General features: G+C 70.4%; 22 protein-coding genes. 10 read left to right on the top strand and 12 right to left on the bottom strand.

Annotated features, from left to right (window positions below; all coding sequences use genetic code 11):
• Positions 1 to 7: 7 nt before the first annotated feature.
• Positions 8 to 745 carry an ATP-grasp domain-containing protein gene (locus ABT041_RS04880; RefSeq protein WP_502976390.1) on the bottom strand — a complete coding sequence of 246 codons (738 nt, stop codon included), beginning with the start codon at positions 743 to 745 and terminating at the stop codon, positions 8 to 10.
• Between the two features lie 306 nt (positions 746 to 1,051).
• Positions 1,052 to 1,714 (bottom strand): hypothetical protein, encoded by a 663-nt coding sequence (locus ABT041_RS04875; protein WP_351179054.1) that lies wholly within the window; start codon positions 1,712 to 1,714, stop codon positions 1,052 to 1,054.
• A gap of 163 nt (positions 1,715 to 1,877) precedes the next feature.
• Here ABT041_RS04875 and ABT041_RS04870 point away from each other — a divergent pair, with 163 nt between their 5' ends.
• On the top strand, positions 1,878 to 3,641 hold the full coding sequence (locus ABT041_RS04870; RefSeq protein WP_351179051.1) for an aminotransferase class I/II-fold pyridoxal phosphate-dependent enzyme: 1,764 nt from the start codon (positions 1,878 to 1,880) through the stop codon (positions 3,639 to 3,641).
• Positions 3,638 to 4,441: a phosphatidate cytidylyltransferase gene (locus ABT041_RS04865; protein ID WP_351179048.1), complete on the top strand. Its 804-nt coding sequence runs from the start codon at positions 3,638 to 3,640 to the stop codon at positions 4,439 to 4,441. Before ABT041_RS04870 ends, ABT041_RS04865 begins: the two co-directional genes overlap by 4 nt.
• A gap of 207 nt (positions 4,442 to 4,648) precedes the next feature.
• Here the strand turns inward: ABT041_RS04865 and ABT041_RS04860 are convergent, their stop codons facing one another.
• Positions 4,649 to 5,266 carry an NUDIX hydrolase gene (locus ABT041_RS04860; protein WP_351179045.1) on the bottom strand — a complete coding sequence of 206 codons (618 nt, stop codon included), beginning with the start codon at positions 5,264 to 5,266 and terminating at the stop codon, positions 4,649 to 4,651.
• Between the two features lie 303 nt (positions 5,267 to 5,569).
• Between ABT041_RS04860 and ABT041_RS04855 the strand changes: the two genes are divergently transcribed.
• The 3 genes from ABT041_RS04855 to ABT041_RS04845 all read left to right on the top strand — a co-directional run bounded on the left by ABT041_RS04855 (position 5,570) and on the right by ABT041_RS04845 (position 8,045).
• On the top strand, positions 5,570 to 6,049 hold the full coding sequence (locus ABT041_RS04855) for a hypothetical protein (RefSeq protein WP_351179042.1): 480 nt from the start codon (positions 5,570 to 5,572) through the stop codon (positions 6,047 to 6,049).
• Positions 6,050 to 6,095: 46 nt separating this feature from the next.
• Positions 6,096 to 6,410: a hypothetical protein gene (locus tag ABT041_RS04850; protein WP_351179039.1), complete on the top strand. Its 315-nt coding sequence runs from the start codon at positions 6,096 to 6,098 to the stop codon at positions 6,408 to 6,410.
• Between the two features lie 750 nt (positions 6,411 to 7,160).
• Positions 7,161 to 8,045, top strand: a complete 885-nt coding sequence (locus ABT041_RS04845) for a hypothetical protein (protein WP_351179036.1) — start codon at positions 7,161 to 7,163, stop codon at positions 8,043 to 8,045.
• Between the two features lie 338 nt (positions 8,046 to 8,383).
• On the opposite strand, the gene ABT041_RS04840 is transcribed toward ABT041_RS04845, so the two are convergent.
• Complete coding sequence (locus ABT041_RS04840) at positions 8,384 to 8,596, bottom strand: hypothetical protein (RefSeq protein ID WP_351179033.1); 213 nt, start codon at positions 8,594 to 8,596, stop codon at positions 8,384 to 8,386.
• Between the two features lie 388 nt (positions 8,597 to 8,984).
• On the opposite strand from ABT041_RS04840, the gene ABT041_RS04835 reads away from it, so the two are divergent.
• Positions 8,985 to 9,248, top strand: coding sequence for a hypothetical protein (locus ABT041_RS04835; protein WP_351179030.1), 264 nt, complete (start codon positions 8,985 to 8,987; stop codon positions 9,246 to 9,248).
• Between the two features lie 119 nt (positions 9,249 to 9,367).
• On the opposite strand, the gene ABT041_RS04830 is transcribed toward ABT041_RS04835, so the two are convergent.
• Positions 9,368 to 9,694 carry a branched-chain amino acid transporter permease gene (locus ABT041_RS04830; RefSeq protein WP_351179027.1) on the bottom strand — a complete coding sequence of 109 codons (327 nt, stop codon included), beginning with the start codon at positions 9,692 to 9,694 and terminating at the stop codon, positions 9,368 to 9,370.
• Positions 9,687 to 10,325 carry an AzlC family ABC transporter permease gene (locus ABT041_RS04825; RefSeq protein WP_351179024.1) on the bottom strand — a complete coding sequence of 213 codons (639 nt, stop codon included), beginning with the start codon at positions 10,323 to 10,325 and terminating at the stop codon, positions 9,687 to 9,689. Before ABT041_RS04825 ends, ABT041_RS04830 begins: the two co-directional genes overlap by 8 nt.
• 176 nt (positions 10,326 to 10,501) lie before the next feature.
• Here ABT041_RS04825 and ABT041_RS04820 point away from each other — a divergent pair, with 176 nt between their 5' ends.
• Positions 10,502 to 10,960 carry an Lrp/AsnC family transcriptional regulator gene (locus ABT041_RS04820; protein ID WP_351179021.1) on the top strand — a complete coding sequence of 153 codons (459 nt, stop codon included), beginning with the start codon at positions 10,502 to 10,504 and terminating at the stop codon, positions 10,958 to 10,960.
• Between the two features lie 440 nt (positions 10,961 to 11,400).
• On the opposite strand, the gene ABT041_RS04815 is transcribed toward ABT041_RS04820, so the two are convergent.
• On the bottom strand, positions 11,401 to 11,925 hold the full coding sequence (locus tag ABT041_RS04815; RefSeq protein ID WP_351179018.1) for a DUF1877 family protein: 525 nt from the start codon (positions 11,923 to 11,925) through the stop codon (positions 11,401 to 11,403).
• 801 nt (positions 11,926 to 12,726) lie between these two features.
• Here ABT041_RS04815 and ABT041_RS38995 point away from each other — a divergent pair.
• Positions 12,727 to 13,089, top strand: a complete 363-nt coding sequence (locus ABT041_RS38995; protein WP_502976370.1) for an Lsr2 family DNA-binding protein — start codon at positions 12,727 to 12,729, stop codon at positions 13,087 to 13,089.
• Here ABT041_RS38995 and ABT041_RS04810 read toward each other — a convergent pair.
• The 3 genes from ABT041_RS04810 to ABT041_RS04795 form a co-directional block, all read right to left on the bottom strand.
• Positions 13,073 to 13,366, bottom strand: coding sequence for a putative quinol monooxygenase (locus ABT041_RS04810; protein ID WP_351179015.1), 294 nt, complete (start codon positions 13,364 to 13,366; stop codon positions 13,073 to 13,075). The genes ABT041_RS38995 and ABT041_RS04810 overlap by 17 nt on opposite strands.
• Before the next feature lie 958 nt (positions 13,367 to 14,324).
• Positions 14,325 to 14,543 carry a hypothetical protein gene (locus ABT041_RS04800; protein ID WP_351179012.1) on the bottom strand — a complete coding sequence of 73 codons (219 nt, stop codon included), beginning with the start codon at positions 14,541 to 14,543 and terminating at the stop codon, positions 14,325 to 14,327.
• Between the two features lie 432 nt (positions 14,544 to 14,975).
• On the bottom strand, positions 14,976 to 16,040 hold the full coding sequence (locus ABT041_RS04795; protein ID WP_351179009.1) for a cobalamin-independent methionine synthase II family protein: 1,065 nt from the start codon (positions 16,038 to 16,040) through the stop codon (positions 14,976 to 14,978).
• 875 nt (positions 16,041 to 16,915) lie between these two features.
• Between ABT041_RS04795 and ABT041_RS04790 the strand changes: the two genes are divergently transcribed.
• The gene (locus ABT041_RS04790; RefSeq protein ID WP_351179006.1) at positions 16,916 to 17,080 is read left to right on the top strand and encodes a hypothetical protein; all 165 of its coding nucleotides are present in this window, start codon (positions 16,916 to 16,918) and stop codon (positions 17,078 to 17,080) included.
• Positions 17,081 to 17,294: 214 nt separating this feature from the next.
• Here ABT041_RS04790 and ABT041_RS04785 read toward each other — a convergent pair whose 3' ends face one another.
• Positions 17,295 to 17,768, bottom strand: a complete 474-nt coding sequence (locus ABT041_RS04785; RefSeq protein WP_351179003.1) for an RICIN domain-containing protein — start codon at positions 17,766 to 17,768, stop codon at positions 17,295 to 17,297.
• 495 nt (positions 17,769 to 18,263) lie between these two features.
• Positions 18,264 to 18,731 (bottom strand): tyrosine-type recombinase/integrase, encoded by a 468-nt coding sequence (locus ABT041_RS04780; RefSeq protein ID WP_351179000.1) that lies wholly within the window; start codon positions 18,729 to 18,731, stop codon positions 18,264 to 18,266.
• A 756-nt stretch (positions 18,732 to 19,487) separates the two neighbouring features.
• On the opposite strand from ABT041_RS04780, the gene ABT041_RS04775 reads away from it, so the two are divergent.
• Positions 19,488 to 20,381 carry a class I SAM-dependent methyltransferase gene (locus ABT041_RS04775; protein WP_351178997.1) on the top strand — a complete coding sequence of 298 codons (894 nt, stop codon included), beginning with the start codon at positions 19,488 to 19,490 and terminating at the stop codon, positions 20,379 to 20,381.
• Positions 20,382 to 20,565: the final 184 nt, after the last annotated feature.

Genomic DNA, 20,565 nt, shown 5'->3' with positions numbered 1-20,565 from the left:
CACCCCGTCAGAGGCCGTGCCGTACGAAGGGCAGATCCCCCGGCTGCACCCGCTCGCGCGGCCCCGCCGCCCGCAGCACCACGTCCAGCACGCGCCCCGGATCAGCGGCGTACGCGTGGGAGAACCACGCCATGTTGGCCTCGACCACGGCCCACCGGTGGCCCGGACGGTACGGGTCGAGCAGCTGTCCGACATCCACGACGACGGCGCTCGGCAGGGTGGGCCCGGCCTCCGCGACCAGGCGGTCGACGAACGCGGCGATCTCGCCGGCGACCGCCACGTCACGGTCCAGCGGGCGGGGGTCCAGCCGACCGAACACCGTGTACCGGCTTCCCGTGACGATGTGCCCGTCCAGCAGGAACAGTCGGTACTCGGCAGCGAACGTCACCACCTCGGAGAGCAGCACCGGCGTCGCCGGGTCCAGATCCGTGGGCAACCGGGAGCCATCGCCGTAGACGTCCGCCGGGAAGGACTTGTCACGCGGCGGCTTGACGAACGTCGGCCGGTCGAGGGCCCACGCGTCAGCGAGGGTGGCCGCACGGACCTCTCGCCCGGTGAACTCCTCCGGCAGCCCGGCAAGCCAGTCGTCCGCCGGTTCCAGGAGCGCGAACCCGAGCCGTCCGGCCAGGCGCGCCCCCGCCGCCGGTCCGCCGTACCAGTACGCCGGACCCATCGCCGTAGCGATCTCCTCCGCAGCCAGGACCGCCATTCCCCGTCCCGCCGCCTCGCCCGCCAGCAGTTCCATCGTCGACGTCCGCCGACCGGGCATGACCAGCACCGCACCCCTCCTTCACGTCATACGAAACGGCCACGCTAGACCCGTCTGGTTCGGGTGACACCCGAGTTTCCGGCGCGTGGAGGGCGAATGGTGTACGGCCATGTTCGGACTGCCGCCCTGGCCGGGCCGGCCGCCGCGGCATGTGTCCGTACCTCCCGGGCCGGGTGCCGCGCCCGCCGCGAGATGGGGCGGCGCAAGCGCAGCGAATGGGCGATGGACACCCCAGGCCGATCTGGTCACGAGGGCGTTGGTGTTGCCGAGGGACGGTTTCAGTCAGCCGGTACGGGCCTCGTCCGCCAGGCCGCTGAAAGCGAGAGCGCGGGCCACGGCGGACGGGTCCGGGCCGTCGCCGTCCGGATCGCGAACGCGCTGCAGGAGAGTGGGCACGTCCCGGAGTCGGCCGGCCTCTGCCTGGGCGAGGATGGTGTCGGCGTCGGGACCGCCCTCCACCGGCGCGAGACGTCGGGCCAGCAGCGCCACCGCCTCCGAGCGGTCGGCCAACGCGCCCATTCCACAGTCCAGGCCGTCGTCGTCGAGGGAGTCCGGGTAAGGCGCGCGGGCCCAGATCCCGTTCTCGTACCAGTAGACGCAGCCGAGTTCGTAGCCGGACAACCGGTCGCGCAGCTCGTCCCACGGCAGCCACGCCGGGCCGCCCGCGAACATGTCGATCGGCGGCTCGTGCCACTTCACTCCGCTCGACTCGTCCTCGCCGTACAGCACGTAACGGCCGTCGCCCATCCGGGACATCACCCACCACGTGCAGCCGGCGTCGTCCCAGTGGAGTCCGTCGCCGTCGATCCAGCGGCCGATGCGGTGTGCGCCGGGCCGGCGTTCGTCCTCGGTGGTCGCACCGAGCGCGGCGAGCAGGGCCCAGCGGGCCCACAGCGTCTCGGCGGGCGGAAGGTCTTCAGGCAGTCCCGGACGGTTGATCCTCATGGCGACCACCGTACGGGCGCGGGGCGACCTCCCCGTACACCGGGTGTGCGCCATCGCTTCCAACTCCGTTGCCTTCCGCCTGAGTACGCGTACTCAGGTGCCGCCCACCGGACTCCTCCATGCTGGGGCGCGAACGCCGGAACCGTCTCAAGGGGACCTACGCATGGATCACGCTCTGCAGTTGCGCACCGCCACGCCTCGGGATCACGACTGGATCCATGAGCTGCGCCACCGGGTGTACGCGGAGGAGCTTGGCCAGCATCCGGTGGATCCGTCCGGGCGGCTGAGCGACGGGCTTGACGGCGACAACGTGTATCTCGTGGCCGCGCGCGGCGAGACGCGGATCGGTTTCGTCAGCCTCACCCCGCCGTGGGTCGGCCGCTACTCCCTCGACAAGTACCTGACGCGCGAGGAGCTGCCTGTCCTGTCGGAGGAGGCGCCGTTCGAGATCCGCGTCCTGACCGTCGAGGAGCGCTGGCGGTCCACCGCGGCGGCCCCGCTCCTCATGTACGCGGCGCTGCGCTGGGTCGCGGCGCGGGGCGGCCGCCGGGTGGTGGCGATGGGACGCACGGACCTGCTCGACATGTACGTCGCCGCAGGGCTGCGGCCGGTGGGGCGCACCGTCGCCTCGGGCGCGGTCTCGTTCGAGGTCCTCAGCGGCTCCGTGGCCGAGCTGACGGCGACGGTCGCGCAGCGCCACGGCCGGACCCTGGAGCGGCTGCGGACGGGCCTCGACTGGCAGCTCGACGTGCCTTTCGCGCCGCGTGGGGACGGCTGTGAGCACGGCGGTGCCTTCTTCTCGGCGATCGGCACCGACTTCCGGACCCTGACCCGCCGTCACGAGGTGGTCGCGGCGGATGTGCTGGACGCGTGGTTCCCGCCGTCCCCAGAGGTCCGCTCGGTCCTTTCGGAGGATCCGGGATGGGCGGCCCGGACCTCGCCGCCCACGGGAGCGGAGGGACTCCTCGCGGAGATCGCCAAGGTCCGGGGACTGCCGGTGGAATCGCTGGCCGTCGGGGCGGGCTCGTCCGATCTGATCTTCCGCGCGTTCGGCCGGTGGCTGACGCCGGACAGCCGGGTGCTCCTGCTCGACCCGGGCTACGGGGAGTACGCCCACGTCACGGAGCGGGTGATCGGCTGCCGGGTCGACCGGCTCCAGCTGCGCCGGGACGACGGCTGGCTGCTCGACCCGGCCCGGCTCGCCGCCGCGACCGGCGACGGACGCTACGACCTCGTGGTCGTGGTCAACCCGAACAACCCGACCGGCCGCCACGCCCCGGCGGACGCGCTGCGCCCGGTCATCGAGGCCTCGCCCGCGCGGACCCGGTGGTGGATCGACGAGGCGTACCTGGGCTACGTCGATCCGGCGGACTCGCTCGCCGCACTCGCCTCGGCCGACGCCCGGGTCGTGGTCTGCACCTCGCTGTCGAAGATGTACGCGCTGTCGGGGATGCGGGCGGCCTACCTGGTGGCCGCCCCGGACACGGCCGGGGAACTGCGCCGCTGGACGCCGCCGTGGCCCGTCAGCCTGCCGGCCCAGCTGGCTGCCGTGAGCGCGCTGCGCGACCCCGCTCACTACGAGGCGTGCTGGGCCCGCACCCACGAGCTGCGCCGGGAACTCGCTTACGACCTGGCGAAGTTGGGCGGGTTCGCCTCGGTCGACGAGGGGGTGGCGAACTTCCTCACCGTGACCCTGCCACCGGACGGACCGAGCGCGGCGCAGCTGGTGCGCGAGTGCCGGCGGCACGACGTGTTCCTGCGGGACCTGTCGCCGATGTCCCCGGCGTACGAGGGGCGGACCGTCCGGATCGCCGTACGCGACACGGAGGAGAACGCGCGGATCGTGGCGGCGTGCCAGAGCGCCCTGGACGCGCTGCGTGCGCCGGCCGCCGTTGCTTCTGGCGTGCCCGGTCGGGCCTCCCGGTGACGACGGTCGCCGGTCTCGTGCCGTACCTCGGCGGGGCACTGGCGGTCGCGGGCGTCGCGGTGGCGGCGACCCGGCGCCGTGAGCTGATGGTCCGCTGGTGCGTGTGGGCGCTCGGAGTGCCCCTGGTGACCGCCGCGTTCTGGCTCGGTCCGCCGGGGATCGCGGTGCTCGCGGCCGTGGTCGGTGTGGTTGCCGTGGCCGAGTTCGGCGGACTACTCCGTCTGGGCGCCGTGGACCGGGCGGTGCTGGGCGCGGCGGTCGTCGGACTGGTCCTGACCGCCTGGCTGGCACCGGGGGAGGTGCTCCGAGCGGCGGCGATCGGGGCGCTTGCGATCGCCGGGGTGCCGTTGCTCTCGGGAGACGCCGAGCACGGACTCCGCCGCCTGGCGGCGGGCCTGCTGGGGCTCGTCTGGCTGGGCGCCCTGGCCGGCCTCGTGTCGTCCGGTGCCGTCGGCCTCGTCCTGTTCGTGGCCGTGTCGATCGCCGACATCGTCGCGTACGCGGCGGGTCCCCGTCTCGGCGGACCCCGGCTCTCCCCGCTGTCGCCCGCCAAACGGTGGAGCGGCACGCTGGCCGGGGCCGCGGCCGGTCTCCTCACGCTGACCGTGCTGTCCTCCCTGACATGGCAGACGGCAGTGGCCGTGGCGGTCGGCGGCCCGCTGGGCGACCTCCTGGAGTCGATGATCAAGCGGGGCGCCCGCGCCAAGGACGCCGGCCGCTGGCTGGCCGGCTCCGGCGGCCTCCTCGACCGTATCGACTCCCTTCTGGTCGCCCTGGCGGTGCTGCTGGTACTGAAGTGAGCGACGGGGCGGGGGAAGCGTGAGGCCGGCTGGAGCAGGGTGCGGAGGGAGTCCCCTCCGCACCCGCGGCGAATAGCCGAGGACCGCGGAACGGCCGACACACACCAGGCAATGTCCCTCTCCGCCTGTGTGGGGCGCGAGCCCGATCCGCGGGTCGGAGCCCTCGGCATCGAGCCGTCGTGGCGGGGCGTGCGGCACCGCGACGGGCTACCCGCAACGCCTTCCGGTCCGGGCGTGTCGCAGCTTGTGGGTGAAGCGGTGCATGTGGGGGTCGAGCAGCTGACCCGGCTCCCCGAGCACCTGCTCCTCGGTCAGCCACCGGATCGCGTTGAACTCGTCCTGGTCATAGGAGGTGATGGTGTCAGCGTCGGCGGCCAGGAGGTACCAGAGCGAGACGTCGGTGTGTGAGCCCTGCCCCAGCGTCTCGGTGACGGTGAGGAAGAGAGGGAGCTCGCCGGTGATCGGCGATGCCGTGGCCTGGATGCCCAGCTCCTCCCGACATTCGCGGACCACCGCGGCCCACGGGTCCTCACCCGGCTCGACGTGCCCGCCGGGCGGCAGCCACAGGCCCGCCTTGCGGTGCGCGACGAGCAGCAGCTGATCGCGCGCGTCGTCGAGAACGACGAAGTAGCTCACCAGGTGCATCGCCGGAACATCCGGCTTGCGCACCCGATAGACCTGGGCTCCGCCGACGATCCACTGTATGGCGGTCGCCAGATGGGTGCGCTCCAGGTCGTCCCAGGCGTCGATGGCGCCGATCAGCTCCAGCAGGCGAGCACGCGGCTGATCGTCATGGACGGTGGGCGGCTGGCCAGTTGAGGTCATCCGGGCATCCTTCCAGGAGGCACTGACAGGCGACGTCGCCGACTGCCACCCTCGATGCCGCTCGGCTGCGCCCGCGCCCATGAGACCGCGGGGTCCGGACGGCTGGGGCGAAGGTCGGCGCAGGGCAAGAGCCCGCCGCACGCGCCCCAGTAGCGAAGTTGCGGGAACTCCACGAACAACGGTTGCGCACAGCAGCGGCCGCCTGACGCGCCCTGCGCAACCGCGCTCCGGTACGCCCGCATCGGGCGGCGGCCGAAACATGACCTGCCGCGTCCACGCCCGCCCGTCACGGCGCAGGCCGCGGTGCAGGACAGAGGACTCGCCCCGCTGCTCGTACCGGGAACGGCACACGCGCACGACGGGGAGAGCGACGAGTCGGCGGACCTGGTGGAGCAGGCCATCGCACTCATCGCCAACGAGGCGCACGAGGAGCACGTGGCCGAGCGCATCGAGGACGCGCTGTCGGCCCCGCACAAGGAGGGCGTCGACCTGGACCTCGTCCGTCGCGCCGGCGAAATTCTGGAGCGTCCCGAAGCCTCTCTGCCCGAAGTACCCGGGTTGCTGCTGCGTTCGCCGCACGGCAAGCTGCCATCCGCCCCGCAGGCCGGGCAGCCGGTCACGGGGACCGAGACCGGGACGAGCGTGGTGCTGGACGAACTCCGGCCGGCCCGTGGCATCGCCGATTCGGGCGACGCGGCACGGTTCGCGCTGTCCCTCCTGGCCATCGCGGTCGGGCTGTGGCCCTCCGTACGACTGCGCCCCGCGGCAGCATCCGCGACCTGAAGCGCCGTGCCGCCACATCGGCGGACGACAGGGAGGACGGGCGACGATGACCTCCGAGCCACCGAGCCTGCCACCCCAGGCCGGGCAGGAACCGGGGCCGCCGCGGGTGGTTCCACCGCGCCGTCGACGCTGTCGACGACGAACGGATGGGCATCAAGGCGCTGACCTACCCGATGCCCGAGCACGCCAACAGGTCGCCGAACTGCTCGGCGGGGCCGGCACCTGGTTCACCGACGAACTCACCGACCGGGTCTCCATCCTGCTGCGCCTGTTCAACGCCCATGTGGTCATCGTCCCGGGCCTGATCCTGCACCGGGACCCGGTACGGGGCTGCGCGTCCTGGTCGGCGGCCTGGTGCTGATGGCATCCCTCGTGCAGGCGGCGCGGATCCTGACCGCGCTCACTTCCCGGCCCCGTCCTCCCGCGGCAGCAGCTTCCCTCGCCGGCCGGCGGGAGGGCGTGTGGCGGAGGCGGACATGAGGACCTGACGAGGGGGGACCACTGCCAGAGGGTGCCGCCGTCGCGCCGAGGGCGACGCTGACGGTCTTCGTCCCCCCACGAATCGGCCGCTGCCGTCACGCACGTGGCGCCCGTCCGGCCCTCGTCGGGCACGCCGCGCACCAGCCTCCAGTAATGACGGGACAGCGATGACGGGGTACGCGTACGGTCGCCAACCGCTGGTGGCGCCCAGGGCACGACGCCATCGCCCTATCGGATACATGCGGGCGTGGCGCATGGCCGGTCACCCCGGCCTCGGAGAGCGGGTCCGCTTCCCACGGAATCCGCGGGCGGGCCGCTGGAGACGAGCACGACGCGGGGGAGGGGGACCGGTAGGGGCTCGGCCCTTTGCAGGGCCCGGCTGCTCCACCGCCTCCTCACCGAGCACCGCATGCGCGGAAGAGTTGGCGGCCGCCCGCGCTCGGGGCTGCGGGCGGCCGGTCCTGCGGAATCCGTCCTGCTGGACACCGCTCTCCGACCGTACGTCCCGGTGGGCCGGAGAGCTCGCGGAGCGAGGCTGTTCGGGCCAGGCGGGTGACCGGGCCCAGGCATCTGGCGGAGCCGCCGTCGGCGCGGCCGTGTCAGCTGGGCGCGGACGACGCACAGTGGGGACGTGGATGTCGAGCAGATCGCCGAGGAACTGTACGGGCTGAAGCCGGCCGAGTTCACCGCCGCGCGGGACGCGTACGTCGCGGAGGCGCGCCGGGCGAAGGACACAGCGGCGGCGAGGGCGATCGCGGCGCTGCGGCGCCCCGCGCTCGGTGCGTGGACGGCGAACCTGCTCGCCCGTCAGCAGCCGGAAGAGGCCGCGAGATTCCTGGCCCTGGGCGAGACACTGCGTGAGGCACACCGGAAGCTCGACGGTGAACAACTGCGCGTCGCGGGCCGCCGCCAGCACCAGCTCGTCGGCGCGCTCGCCCGGACGGCCGTCGGCTTGGCTCGCGAAGCCGGTCAGCCGGTGAGCGACACGGTCCTCCACGAAGTCGAGCAGACCCTCCACGCGGTCCTGGCACGCCCCGATGTCGCCGAGCAGTGGCTGAAGGGGCGGCTCGTGAAGGTACCCGACGCCGCGGTCGACTTCGCCGCCGTCGCCCCCGATGAGGTGCCGGCCCGCCCGTCCCGCCCGGCCGGTGCCGAAGAGGCCGTGCAGACGAAGGGCAGGGAGCGCGAAGGAGAGCGGCGGAGGCGTGATCTCGAGCGTGCTCGTGCGGCGGCGAAGGACGCCGAGGCGCTGGTCGACCGGTGCGAGCGGGAACTCGGCGAGGCCCGCGACGAGCGTACGGCCGCCGAAGGGCAGGTCGAGGCGGCAGCCGGCCGGGTGCGCGGGCTTGAGCGCGAGTTGCACGAAGCCAGGGCGGCCAAGTCTGCGGCGGAGGCGATCGTGGCGGAGACCAGCGCGGCGACGAAGGCGGCGGAGTGTGCCGTGCGGGAGGCGCGCAGAACCGCCGAGCAGACTGCTGACGCCGTTGACCGCCTGGAGCGGCAGTCCGAACCGTAGACGCCCGCGGCGACCCGACCAAGTTCTCGGTGGTGGCCCCGCAGAAAGTGGGAGTCCGACGACGAGGTGCGGAAGACGCCTTGGTCATCGACGGGCGATTCGGTGAAGGGGCGGCGCTGCTCGGTCGTCCCATGGCCGACTGGCCCGGCCAGAACTTCGAGCCGGCATGGTCGACCATCACGAAGCACTCCGAATCCCAGAAGCTGCACGCCCACCTTCCGCTGCCCCTCGCCGTTCTCCGAAGGCCACGGCCGAAACGCGGGGGCGGGGGTTCCAGTCGGGGCACGCACGTCGAGGTCGCCGAGGGCCCGGCGATCAGGCCGGCGAGGGAACTGCGCTCACGCCGCCTCGTACGCGTGGGCCCTGCCGCCCCGCCACTCCACCCACTGCGGATCGTCCAGAACCCTGCCGGCATCGGGCAGCCCGGCACGACGCAGGAACTCGATGAGGTCGCGATCGTCGTACGCGAGCCCCAGGATCTCGCCGCGCGCTGTGACACGACGGCCTCCGGTCGGCGAGGGCGGATGAACGACGATCGGTGCTGCTCTCATACGGGGCGAGTTCCCTGTCTCGCCCGGCGTACACGGCAGGCTCAAGGGCGTGGACCTGTTGCGCACAGGCTCCGGCCGCCGGTGGACTGATGCTCCTCTTGGCAGTCACGGCTTGCCGAGAAGCTGAGGATGGCTTCGTCAGGAAAGCAACTGGCTGGGAGTGCTCAGGAGGCCCGGGCCGCTGCGCACCGGCGGCCGTGGTGCCGAACTCGGCGTCCGCGAGGTGTCCGCCGTTGTCGATGATCACTGCGACGCGGAGGGTATCGGCGTGGGAATCGCCCCCGACCACCGGAACCCGCTACGAGTATCGATGTCAGACCCAGCTCGTACCGTCGTGAGCACAAGGGCCGGGATCCTGCTCGGCCCACCAGACGCACGGGAGCGGGCCATGGGCGAGATCACCGTCAGCGCGCAGCACCTCGACCACCTGCTGCACGACCCCACCAGCTCGTACGGCGCCCCGTACCAGCAGGCCTTCGCCGCGCTCGCCGCCTCGCACCGCGGGCGGCCGGTCGACGAGATCGTGCCGCTGCTCGTGGCGGCCGCCGACCGCGCGCTCCTCGGCTTCACAGGAGCCGACCTCGTGGAGCAGGCCGAGGCGATCAGCAACGGTGCACGGTACGAGCTCCGCGTCCGAGTGACCGGCGCCTGACCTGGAGGTTCCCGCGGTTCGCGGCGGCACAGCCGAATGCGCTGGCCAGCGACTCACGCGCTGTCTCACCTCGAAGGCCCAGACGGGCCACGGTAGGGAGTGAATGAGACCTGCCTTGTTCAGCCGAGGAGGGTGCTGGTCAGCAGGACGTGGACGGCGGTACCGCCGACGATGCTGAGCAGGGCGTTGCGGCGCCACAGATGCAGGCCGACGGTGACGGCCAGCGCCGCGAGCGGAGCCACGGCGCGAGAGTCGGTCACGGGGACGTCGCGGAGGCAGTAGACGACCAGGATGATCATGACGCCGGTCGGCATGCGCGTGCTCAGGTACCGCACGGTGCTGCTGGAGCGCAGCGGGGCGAGGGCGGCGAACGGCAGCGCCCGCAGGGCCCAGGTGACGGCGGCGGCGACCAGGACGGCGGCGACGGCGTAGCCGGTGTCAGGCATGGTTCGGCCTCCCGGTTGTCATCAGGCGCCGGCCCAGCAGCCCGGCGGTGAACAGTGCGAACGCGACCAGCAGCATCTGGCCGGGGAAGGCGACCCGGGCCACGAGGGCGCTCAGCACGGCGAGCAGCGGGGTGGGCAGATCGCCACGCAAGCCGCGCAGCGCGTCGAGCGCCAGCACCGTGAAGAGGGCGGTCAGCGCGAAGTCCAGACCGGTGATGCCCTCGGGGATGAGGGCCCCGAGCAGCGCCCCGGCGGTCGCGCTCCCCACCCAGTACATGTGCAGGTAGAGCTGCATCCACAGGAGGCGCGGGCCGGGCCATGAGCGTGCCTGCTCGGTCGAGGCAAGCGCGTACGCCTCGTCGCACAGCGCGAAGGTCCCGTACGCCTTGCCGAGCCGACCGGGCACGCGGTGCAAGGGGAACGACAGCGCGTAGAAGACGTGCCGCACGTTCACCATGAACGCCGTGACGGCGATCGTGGCCAGCGGTGCCATGGCGACGACGAGACCGATGAGCAGGAACTCGAACGAGCCGCCGAACGCGACCGCGGCCGAAAGCGTGGCCCACCACCAGTCCAGACCCGACTGGACGACCAGCGCGCCGAAGGCGAGTCCCAGCGGAACGAAGCCCATCCCCACCGAGAGGGAGTCATGGAACGCCGTCCGCGCATCGAACGGGACCCTGGGCGCTGCCGAGGTGTCGGCAGGTGGAGGGGAAGTCGCGGAAACGACAGAACGTATTCGCATGGAGACATTTTAGAAAAGATGAGCCCTTATATGGTTGCGTATCATGGCGCTATGATCACCATATGAGCAATGAAGTGTCACTGGATGCGACCGACGAGGAAATTTTGTTTCACCTGCGCGAGGACGGGCGTCTGACGAACGTCGAACTCGCCAAGCGGGTCGGCCTCACCCCGCCGCCGTGCCTGCGCCGCGTCAGACGGCTGGAGGAAGCCGGCGTCATCACCGGATACCGGGCCATGGTCGACCCGACCGTCATGGGGCGCGGCCTTGAAGTGCTCATCGACGTGGAGATCTACGCCAACGACCGGCAGAGTTTCGAGGAGTTCGAGAAAACGGTCGCCTCGTACGAGGAGGTCACCGAGTTCCGGCGCATGTACGGGCGCCCCGACTACTTCATTCGCGCCGCCGTCGCCGACCACGCTGCCTGCGAAGCCTTCCTCACCGGCAAGCTCAGCGGACTTCCCGGCGTTCTGCGCTTCACCTCCCACCTCACGATGAAGACGATCAAGTCTGTCGGTTGAACCTCGGCCGGCATGGGGGCCTCTTTCGGCCACAGACAGTGGTTCCGAGTTGCCTCCGGCCGGATGCCGGTGTGCTGTCGCAACGCATCGGGTGGCGTTCAGGGCGAGGAACTGTCGGGCTCGCGACGACCGGTCAAGGCGGGGGTCGTGACCGCAGGCGGTGTTCTGCAGTCTGCCCCGGGCAGGATCCGCTGCCCGCTCGCTCACCGCACGATGAGCCGGCCGTCCTAGATCCTGAGCCCTTCAACCACGCACAGTATGTCCATGTGGAACGGAGCAAGGGGCGAGCCGCTGCCACGGCCCGTTCGACGGCATGGACGCCCGACCGCCGACGGCCTGGCCACGTGACCAGCGCCGTGCGGACGATGGCGAAGCTCTCCATGCGGAAGTCCGGGTAATTCGCCATCTGCTGACGCGAGTGGACCGTGAGTCGGGCAGTGTCAGTCCCACCAGAGCACGACGAGAAGCTCCCGGTGGGCTGCACCACGGTAGAACTCGCGCATGGCGTCGAAGTGCCTCAGCAGGTACACCCTCGGGCCGCCGACGATCTTGTCTGCGCCGTTGCCGATCAGGGAGGCGGCCTCCGCTTCGTCCGTCGGCAGGGCGGCGAGGAGGGCCGGAAAGTCGATCTGCCCGAGCAGGTCCGCAACGCGAGCCACTTGAGCAGCGGAGAGGGCCGTGGGGTCTGGTCCGAAGGGCCCGATGCCATGCGGATGAGCGTTGAGGAAGTCGAGGTCGATATCACTCTCGCCGTCGAGAGCCTGCCGAAGAGCCTCGCTACGGACGTCGTCGAGACCTCCCAGTTCGCAGACCCGCTCGAGCAGGACCGGCGCCCAGTCCAGGTCGAGGACGTCTGCCGACGGCGGATCCCAGAGAGGATCTCCATCCGGCGATGCGTCGGCCGACTGGCGGCAGGAGGCGAGATACTCCGCCGGGATGCGGGCGAGTTGCTGAGTGACGGCCATGACGGCAGTATCCCGACGACGTCCATCGATTTTCCCTCCATCTGGTCTTTCGATGGGTTCGCGGGCCACTCGCTGCATGGGTAGCCGGGTCCGTTCCTGACACCCGGCGGCTGGTGTGGCTGAGCCGGTCGAGGAGAGCCTCGGCGACGACCGGATTGAGGAAGAGGGGGGGGACACCAGTTCCCTGACGCGCTGTTGCGCGCGATGATCGGCGACCGTCTTTGCCGCTGGAAGACGGGCTCGTACAGGTGGTATCGCTGTACGGCGGACAGCTGGCGCAGGGCGAAGTCGTGGAGGATGGGGACGTCGCGTCGGATGAGGTTACCGATCCGTTTCTCTCAGGTGCGGTCCCCGTGGGCGGCGGCGAGCTTGGCACGGTACTCGGAGAGGGCGACGGTGCGGTTGGCCTGCCGCACGTGGGTGACAGGGCCGTGCATGCCAGGCGATCGAGATGGCGAGGGTGTCCCTGAAGAACCCGCGGGGTTCCTGCAAGGCGCGGTTGTCCCGTGAAGGTTGCTCCTTTCATCTGCGATGAGTGCGGCGGTCGTGGATGGATTCGCAGGTGTCCATGCCGACTGGAAGATCGACTACGGATCAACGAATCACCTGCTGACCATGGTGTAGGTGTGTGGAGCGACCGTTTTCCAAGCCGGAGCCAACCCAACCTGCCCTGTTCCCCGTACGAGCGAGGGAGGCACCGGCGACACGCCGCAAACGGCACTGACAGGCAGTCGCTTGCCCGCCCCTTGAGCGGCGCCGGTTCGGAGCCCGGCACCGACTGCTACCGTCCTCCAGGCATTCGTGCGTGGACTGAAGCGTGGGCCAGGGCCGTCCGTGCGGATTCCGGGTCGACAGCCTGTCACCCCCGGCCGGGCACCAGGCTGTGGGCCGCTGAGAGGCCGTTGTCCCGTCACACCCGCCCCGAAACCGGCACCAGTCGACACGGCGCCGCAGCCGCCGGCGGGCGTGGCGGCAGACGCAATCGACATCCGAGCTTGGGCACGGGTCAACGGCTACGACGTTGCCGACAGTGGTCGCATCCCTGTCGCGACCCTTGAAGCCCGGGAGGGAAACAGTTCTGCCGGGCCCGGGGCCAGCGGCCCTCTCTCAGAAGGGGGCGGGGCTCAGGTGACTACCGGACTCCCGGTCACTCCGGAGTGGTGAACACGTGCTCGGCCGGCGGGCCGACCAGCAGTCCCGGACCCGCCGCCAGCGCCTCGGTCAGATGCGGGCTCGACAGGTGCGCCTCGAACGCGGCACGGTCCTCCCACTCCTCGAAAACCAGCCACGCACTGGGGTCTTCGGGGTGGACGTACGCCTGATAGCTGATGTTGCCCGGCTCGGCCCGCGACGGCGCGATCAGGGACAGTGCCTGCTCGCGGACCTCGTCCTCGGCGCCGGGGGCGGCCTTGAGCAGCGCGATCGCGGTGACCTTGGGCATAGTTGCGCTCCGTTCGACGCGTTCGTTCCGGGACGCGCGAGTCTATGCGAGGAAGAACCCGTGCCGGTTCGGCGGTGTGGGCCAGGCCATGGAGCCGCCAGCGGACGGTACCCGGCCACCCTGAATCGAAGGGCGCCGTCGCATCTGCTTCTGACGCTGGCTGGACGAGGCGTCCTGGCGCCGTCGTTGAACCTGATGAATGCCTTTACGTGATTGTCCTGCGGGAGATGCTCCGCATCTTCGCCGCAAGCACGCAGGGAGTGCATCGGTTCCAACGAACCGACCCCTCGGTGTCGGGGGGTGACGGCGATTGATCGATGGGATCAGGGGGCCAGTGCGAACCGTTGCTCCGTGGCGAGATCTGCCATAGCAGTACGGGGCCTGACAGACCGTCCACGGGCTCTTCCGGCGCTGGCAGAGAGAGGGCACCTGACCCGTGCAACTAACCGGCCTGCAGGCCTGGGCAGACGTGGCCGGGCCTGTCATGTGGAGGTAAACATCGACTCCACGACCTGCCGTGCCCACCAACACGCCGACGATCGCAGTGACGGTCAGGCGGAGAAGGAATCAACGGGCGGAATCCGCACCGAGCCGGACGACCAAGGCCTGGACCGGTCTCGTGGAGGCTTCTCCACCAAGATTCACATGGCCTGCGACCAAGGCCGGCGGCCGCTGTCCCTGCTGTATGCACGACCCCGGAGCCTGCCGACCAGGCGCGGAACCACGAGCGACGCGGGATAGCAGGCAGGCGGTCTTTGGCTTTCGGCGGCGAGGAAGGCCCGGCACGCGGTCGAGTGCGGGAGTAACCGCCCCAAGCGCAACCGTGCGGTCGCCACACGCTTCGACAAACTCGCCGTCCGCTTCGAGGCCACCAGCTATGTCGCCGTGATCGACGAGTGGCTGTGGCGGACGGAGCTGCTGATGTCGCACCGTATCGCCGGCCATACCCCTGCGGCGATCACAGCCAACCGGCCCAGCCGAAAGTCAGGAGGTAAGCGCGCGTGACCGCCGCCCGCCGGCGGCGACCGCCACCGACAATCGCGACAAGAGCAACGGTGAAGCAGAACGCGACCGCTCCACCCACGATCAGAGCCCACGCGGCGCCGCCGATGACAGCGAACAAGGTGACGACGAAACCCGTTATGGCGAGCCCCGCATGGGCACCACCGATACTCACACGGAACATCTCGCGTACGACCCGACGGTCCTCTGCGAGAACGCGCTCATACGCGTTCAGCTCTCTTCCCGGACCGTCCTTCTCCTCCGCACCCCGCTCCACAAGCCCCCTCAATGCAGCGTTGCCTCTCGGCGACTTTCAGAACACGACTTGACGGTTGGACCGCAGGGCGTCCGCGGGCGCGCGCCTGGAGAGGTATGGGCAACGGCGAAGTCCCAGGTCTGTGACCTGGGGCTTCGCCGTGGAGCAGACGACGGGAAGCGAACCCGGCGCTTGGCAATTTCCCGGCACGTGAGCTCTGAATGACCTCTGACCTGGAAGGATGTGCCGCGGTCGTCTCGTGCTTGCCGCCGCGCCGGGTCCTTTGACGGCGGGTGTCAACCGTGCCCACTGCCACGTTGCGGCACGTCCTCCGCAACTTCTCGGACCGGGTCAGGCCCCCAGAGCCTGGGAAGCGAGCTCGGTGCCACGCAGGCGTGCCTCGATCTTGGCGAAGGCGAGGTCGCGGGCGGTGGAGGTGTCGTCGGCGTACGGGGCGAAGCCGGCGTCGTCGCAGGTGCCCAGCTGGTCTACAGGGATGTGGCGGGCGGCGGCCAGGACTCGGTCCCGTACCTGCTCGGGGGTCTCGACGGCGGGATCGAGAGGGTCGGTGACCCCGACGAACACGCGCAGGCCGGGACGCAGCTGCTCGGCGACGACCGACAGCACGCGCTCCGGGTCGGCCTCGCTCGCCAGTTGGAGGTAGAAGTTGCCGGCCTTGAGGCGGAAGAGACGGGGCAGCAGTTCGGTGTAGTCGACGTCCAGGCTGTGGGTGGAGTCTTGATCGGCTCCGGGACAGGTGTGCACGCCGATGCGGGCCCGCTCGTCCTCGCTGAACCGGCTGAGGACCAGGTTGTTGAGCTCGATGAACGAGTCGAGGATGCCGCCGGTCGGGTCCAGCTTCAGTGACAGCCGGCCCTCGGTGAAGTCGAGCTGTACGGCGTGGGCGCCGGCGTCGAGGCAGGCGCGGATCTCGGCCTCGGACTGGTCGGCGAGGTCCGACAGGAACGCCTCGCGGGAGTAGCCGTCGATGCCGTCCGCAGGGTAGAGGAGGCTGAGAGCGGAGGGCGCGACGACGGCCTGCTTGAGCGGGAGGTCGGTCTTGGCGCGGGCGGCGTGCAGGTAGGTGTCCGCGCGGACCTGGTAGCGGAAGGGGCCGGCGGTCAGCCGGGGCAGCTGTCGGGTGTGACCGTCGGCGTAGGGGATGACGGCACCGCCGGGGGCGAGCCCGGGGAGCCCCTGGACGGGGTAGGTGATCGTGTCGGGCTTCGCCTGGTCGCCGTCGACCAGGACCGGGCTGCCCAGCTTCTCCAGCATGGCGAGGGTGTCGACGACGGCCTGGTCCTGGATCTTCTCCAGCTCCGCGGTGCTCAGGCGCCCTGCAGCGTGTTCGGCGAACGCCTCTTGCAGGGCACGCGGACGGGGAAGGCTGCCGATCGGCTCAGTGGGGATGTTCATGGCGCCGACCCTAGGAAGGCCTGTGCGGCCCGCGGTAGGAACGGGGCTGGCCCCCACCCGACTGCTCCGCCGATTTCACCGCATCGGTGCGAGGAAGGCGCTGAAGGTTGACGCCCGCAACCGACGAGGACGCCTCAGGCATACGTGGGCACGCGTGAATTCCAGCCGCGAGCGCTCCACAGCGGTTCCGGTGTCACAGCTCGAGAGACGAGCAGCTGTTCACGCTCAGCCGAGCGGCTCACCCAAACGGGGCGAGCCGGCTCACCTACGGAAGCGGCCAGGTCTTCCCACGGAGACTGGAGGGCCACGGCCGAGGGTGCAGCACTGCCCGGCACGCAGGGGGCAGAGGTGCTGACGGTTCTGGTGCAGGCGTTGAACCCGGAGCCACCTTCAGCCCCTCCGCCAAGACCTCTTGCCGCCGCCGGGACAGGGTGCACGTCTGGACGCGGGGGTGCTGACCTTGCTGGAGTCGCCGTCGACACTGACTACGCCCCTCGGCCCCGGTCGGAACCCGGCCATGCGCGCCGACCTGACGGGTTCTGACTTAGTCGCGTGACACGGGGTTGCTTGTGGCCTGGCCGGAGCACCGGACAGGCCGCCTCGGCCACTCAGGCGCCCGTTCGCGTGTCTTCGCGGTGTGGCGGCGGGCGTACCGGTCCAGGCTTCTGCGGGTGCCATGGTGCGGGTGACTCGAACTCTCGGCACCGAGCGGCTCCGTCGTGTCCGGGTCCGGCGTGCAGCAGGACGGCGTCGTACCCTGCGGAACCGTCGGGTCCGTTCTCGTGGGCCGGTGCAGGGCAACCGACGTGAATGGTTCGGGCTCGTGGCGGTGAGTCTGCCAGGGCTTGCCGCACTTGCCGCGCTGCGGCGCAGCAATGGTCAATTCGGACCTTCGTGACGCTCTTCTCGACGGCGCCGACCTCCGCGAGGCACAACTCACGGCGCGTGCCTCGCGACGGCATCAGCACGGGTGGAGTCGCCTGAACAGATGGCGCTGTCCTGTCGAAGCGCCTCTGTCAGCTGACGAGCCGTTGACTTGACGGTATGTCAGGTGGTCTGAGAAGTCGGCGTCTCCGGATTCTCAGACCACCTGGCTTTCGCGGAAGTCACGCTCTCGATGGAGGCAGAACCTCCGGTATGTACCCTGGTGCCCTATCTCTGGCCCACGGTGCAAGGTGGCTGAGGCTGATCATGGTCCCGGGCTAACCGAGGTCGAACTCGCGGTGTCGCAGGGGATGACCGACTCCAGGATGCTCAGGAGTACAGGATCCAACTCCGCGAGCCGCCGGTCGAGCACGTGTTCAGGCCGACACGGTGGTGCTCGTCGGATCCCGCGACCAGACACGTCTTCGTCGCCTTGTTGACCAGCTGCCACCCTGCCCCGCCGCCATCATGCAGCGTCCACAGCGCCGCCTGGTCCCCGGCGATACAGTCCCGCATCACCGGCACCCCGTTGCGCGCCACCAGACACAGCCGCGCCCCGGCATTCTGCCGCAGCTCCGTCTCCGTCTCCGCGTACGGGGACATCAGCCACGTCTGGTACGCGCCCTCGTTGCACGTCGTCGTGTACGGACCCCAGTCGGACCGGTAGTCCAGGCACTCACCCACGTCCGCGACGCTCTCGATGTGCACGTACTCCATCGACGTGGCCGCCGCGCTCGCCGGAGCCGTATTCAGCCCCCAGCACAGCACCCCAGCCGCCCCGATGGCGGCGATCTTCTTCAGCATGTGCCCTCCCCAGTGTCGATACACGGCAACCTACCCAGGAGAGGGGAAAGGACTACACGGCACGACGGGGGCGTGCGCGAGTGCGACAGTCCCCGCACAACGACGCCCTGCCCTCCACGGCCAGGAGGACGGGGCGTCGTATGGCGGGGCAACGACCGACGCCGTGACGCCCACGGCCGCGGGCAGCCCACCTGGCATGCCCGCTCGCCGATCGTGAAGGGCCTCGGACTCACCGTCGGCACCTGTCCGGTCTCGGCCCGGTGTTTGCCGCAGGTCGCGCACAAGCCTCCAGACTTGCTGCCCTCGACCATGGCAGCGCAGCCGGGGACTGTGCAGACGTCCCAGCCGAGCAGGGATGCACTGCCGAAAGGGTCAGCGCCAGCGACCGCGGGTCCCAGCCCGCCTCGCGGAGAAAGTCCTGGCTGGTCGCGGCGCCCAGGCGGGACAGCGGCGATTCCGGGCTTTCGGCGTACGCGTGAATGCGCCGAGCGGCGGTCACCGCAGTGATCGCGTCTCCTCGCCGGTCTCGGCCGTCCGCGGCGAGCCCACGCGGTCCACTGCCTGACGCAACCGCTGAGGTGCGGGGTGCACGTAGACCTGAGTCGAGCTGGTGGAGGCATGACCGAGTAGGTCCTGCAGTTCGTCGACGGTCCCGCCGGCATCAAGTAGGTTTCCGGCGAACCCGTGGCGCAGGGCGTGCGGACGAACCGTCTCGGCAAGCCGCCGCGTAGCGAAAGGGCGGCGAACAGGAACCGGACCAGGAAAGTGAGAGCAAACCCCACGTGCGGGGCAAACGTCGTCGCTCAACGCGCGACGCAGTGAGAATCCGACAGCACGAACGAGAAGCGGTGTGAATCCGACAGGCTCACTGCGACAGGACAGGCGCGTTCCACCCGTGGGGCTTGGATGGAGCGCGCAGGTGCCATTGCGACTGGGACTGTGCCGTGAATCCTGGACCCTCATGGGGCGGTGACAGACATGGCGCCAGCTGGGGCCACAGTGCGGACAGCAGTAAGTGGGCCCCGGCGTCACAGTGGGCTGGGGACCTGGTGGCGTGGCCCCGGCTGCGCGGTGGCACGTTCGGTAGACGACCGGCATGATCTGGGACTCCCGGCTGCAGCGCGGAGCCGCTTCGAGGGCCGGCGAGAGCGTCCCGCCGTCCGAATGCTGTCGGAGTCCTGACTCGACACTCGGGCTGTGCGCACCCATGGCGTGGGCGCCGGCCAGGGTCGGGTCGTCGTGATCTGGGTGTGCTCTTCCTCGCTTCGTCCTTACCGCGGATTCGCCGAGGCGGAGGAAGCAGGTGTCCAGGTCCGTGAAGTTGCCAGAGATCGGCGTGAAGTCGGTGAAGCGCCGGCTCCCGAGCGCGGTGAAGCAGACGGCGACGGTCGCCGGGTGCTCAGCCTCGTGAGTGCTGAGCGGCGCAGGTTCAGCGGGATGCGTGCGACGGCGAGGATGTCGTGAACCCGTTGGCCTTGAGGCAGGCGACGGGCCTCGCGTGTCCCTCCGTGCCGGACGCTGAGAAGAACACGACGCGCGTGGTGGCCCCATCCAGCTGGATGGGGAGGGCAAGTACCTGCTTGATGTACGGGGCAGCCGCGCGGCCCGGCCGCGGTCGGGGCGGTCTTGAGGAGTTCGCGGCCCTCGGGCTGTCGGCGTACACGTGAATGCCCCACGGTGCCGTACACAGATACCGGCTCACGGCCGGGCGCCGACGACATGAGCCTGCCCCGCTCCCTGAAGCCGGCCGGTTGTAGCGGCTGTGCGACCGGCCATGTCATTCTCCGATCGGTTGCCCTGCTCTTCCTACCGGAGGTCGACATGGCGCTCCTTCCCGACATCACTGCCTTCTACGACGCCGGAGATGAGGCCGGCCGCCTCGTCTCCGGGCGCACCATCGGGACGGTCGAACTGGTGCGGACCCAGGAACTCCTGCGTGCTCACCTGCCGCCTCTTCCCGCTTCCGTGCTGGATGTCGGCGGCGGGCCTGGCGTGCACGCCCGCTGGCTCACTGACGGCGGTTTTCAGGTTCTCGTCGTCGACCCGGTGGACAAGCACGTACATCAGGCCCGTCGGCAGGGTCTGGCTGCTCTCGTCGGTGACGCGCGGCAACTCGAGCAGGCAGACGGCTCGTTCGATGCCGTACTGATGCTCGGTCCTCTCTACCACCTGCCGGACAGGACCGGCCGTGCCCGTGCGTGGCGGGAGGCCCGTCGTGTCGTCAAACCCGGTGGCCTGGTCGCTGCGGCCGCCCTCAACCGGTACGCCAAGCTGCTGGACCTGAACTCGCCTCGTGCGCTGGACATCGCGACGACAGGGCTTCATGTCCGCCGGGACGGCCCCACCACGTACTACCACGACCCCTCGGAACTCTGCGCCGAGGCCCGGCAAGCCGGCCTCGACGCCATGGCCGTCTACGGTCTGCACGGGCCCGCTTACGAAGCGCTGAAAGCGGAAGAGCGCCGGACCGGGAGAATGGACCTGGGCGCGAAGGCGCTTGAAACCGCCCTTGCCACCGCGCGGTTCGCCGACGGCCACCCAGAGCTGGTGGTGTCCAGCCTGCACCTGCTGGCTGTGGCGCGCCGACCGCGTGGCAGCCGTGAAAGTGCTTGACGCCGTGGGTGCGGTGGTACGTTGCCCGGTGCTCGTCGTCATGGCCGACGGCGGCTCTGCCTGAGCCCGTCGTGTACGGATCCCGAGGGGGCCGAACTCGTCGAAGGCGACGTCCCGTTCCGCAATGCGGTTCAGGACCACCTCGATCCGGTCCGGCTTCGTGTCGAGGTCGAGGGCCGTGCCT

It is taken from the genome of Streptomyces sp. NPDC002825 (genome assembly GCF_040295385.1).
Lineage (GTDB): Bacteria > Actinomycetota > Actinomycetes > Streptomycetales > Streptomycetaceae > Streptomyces.
This window is presented reverse-complemented; position numbering and strand designations above follow the sequence as displayed.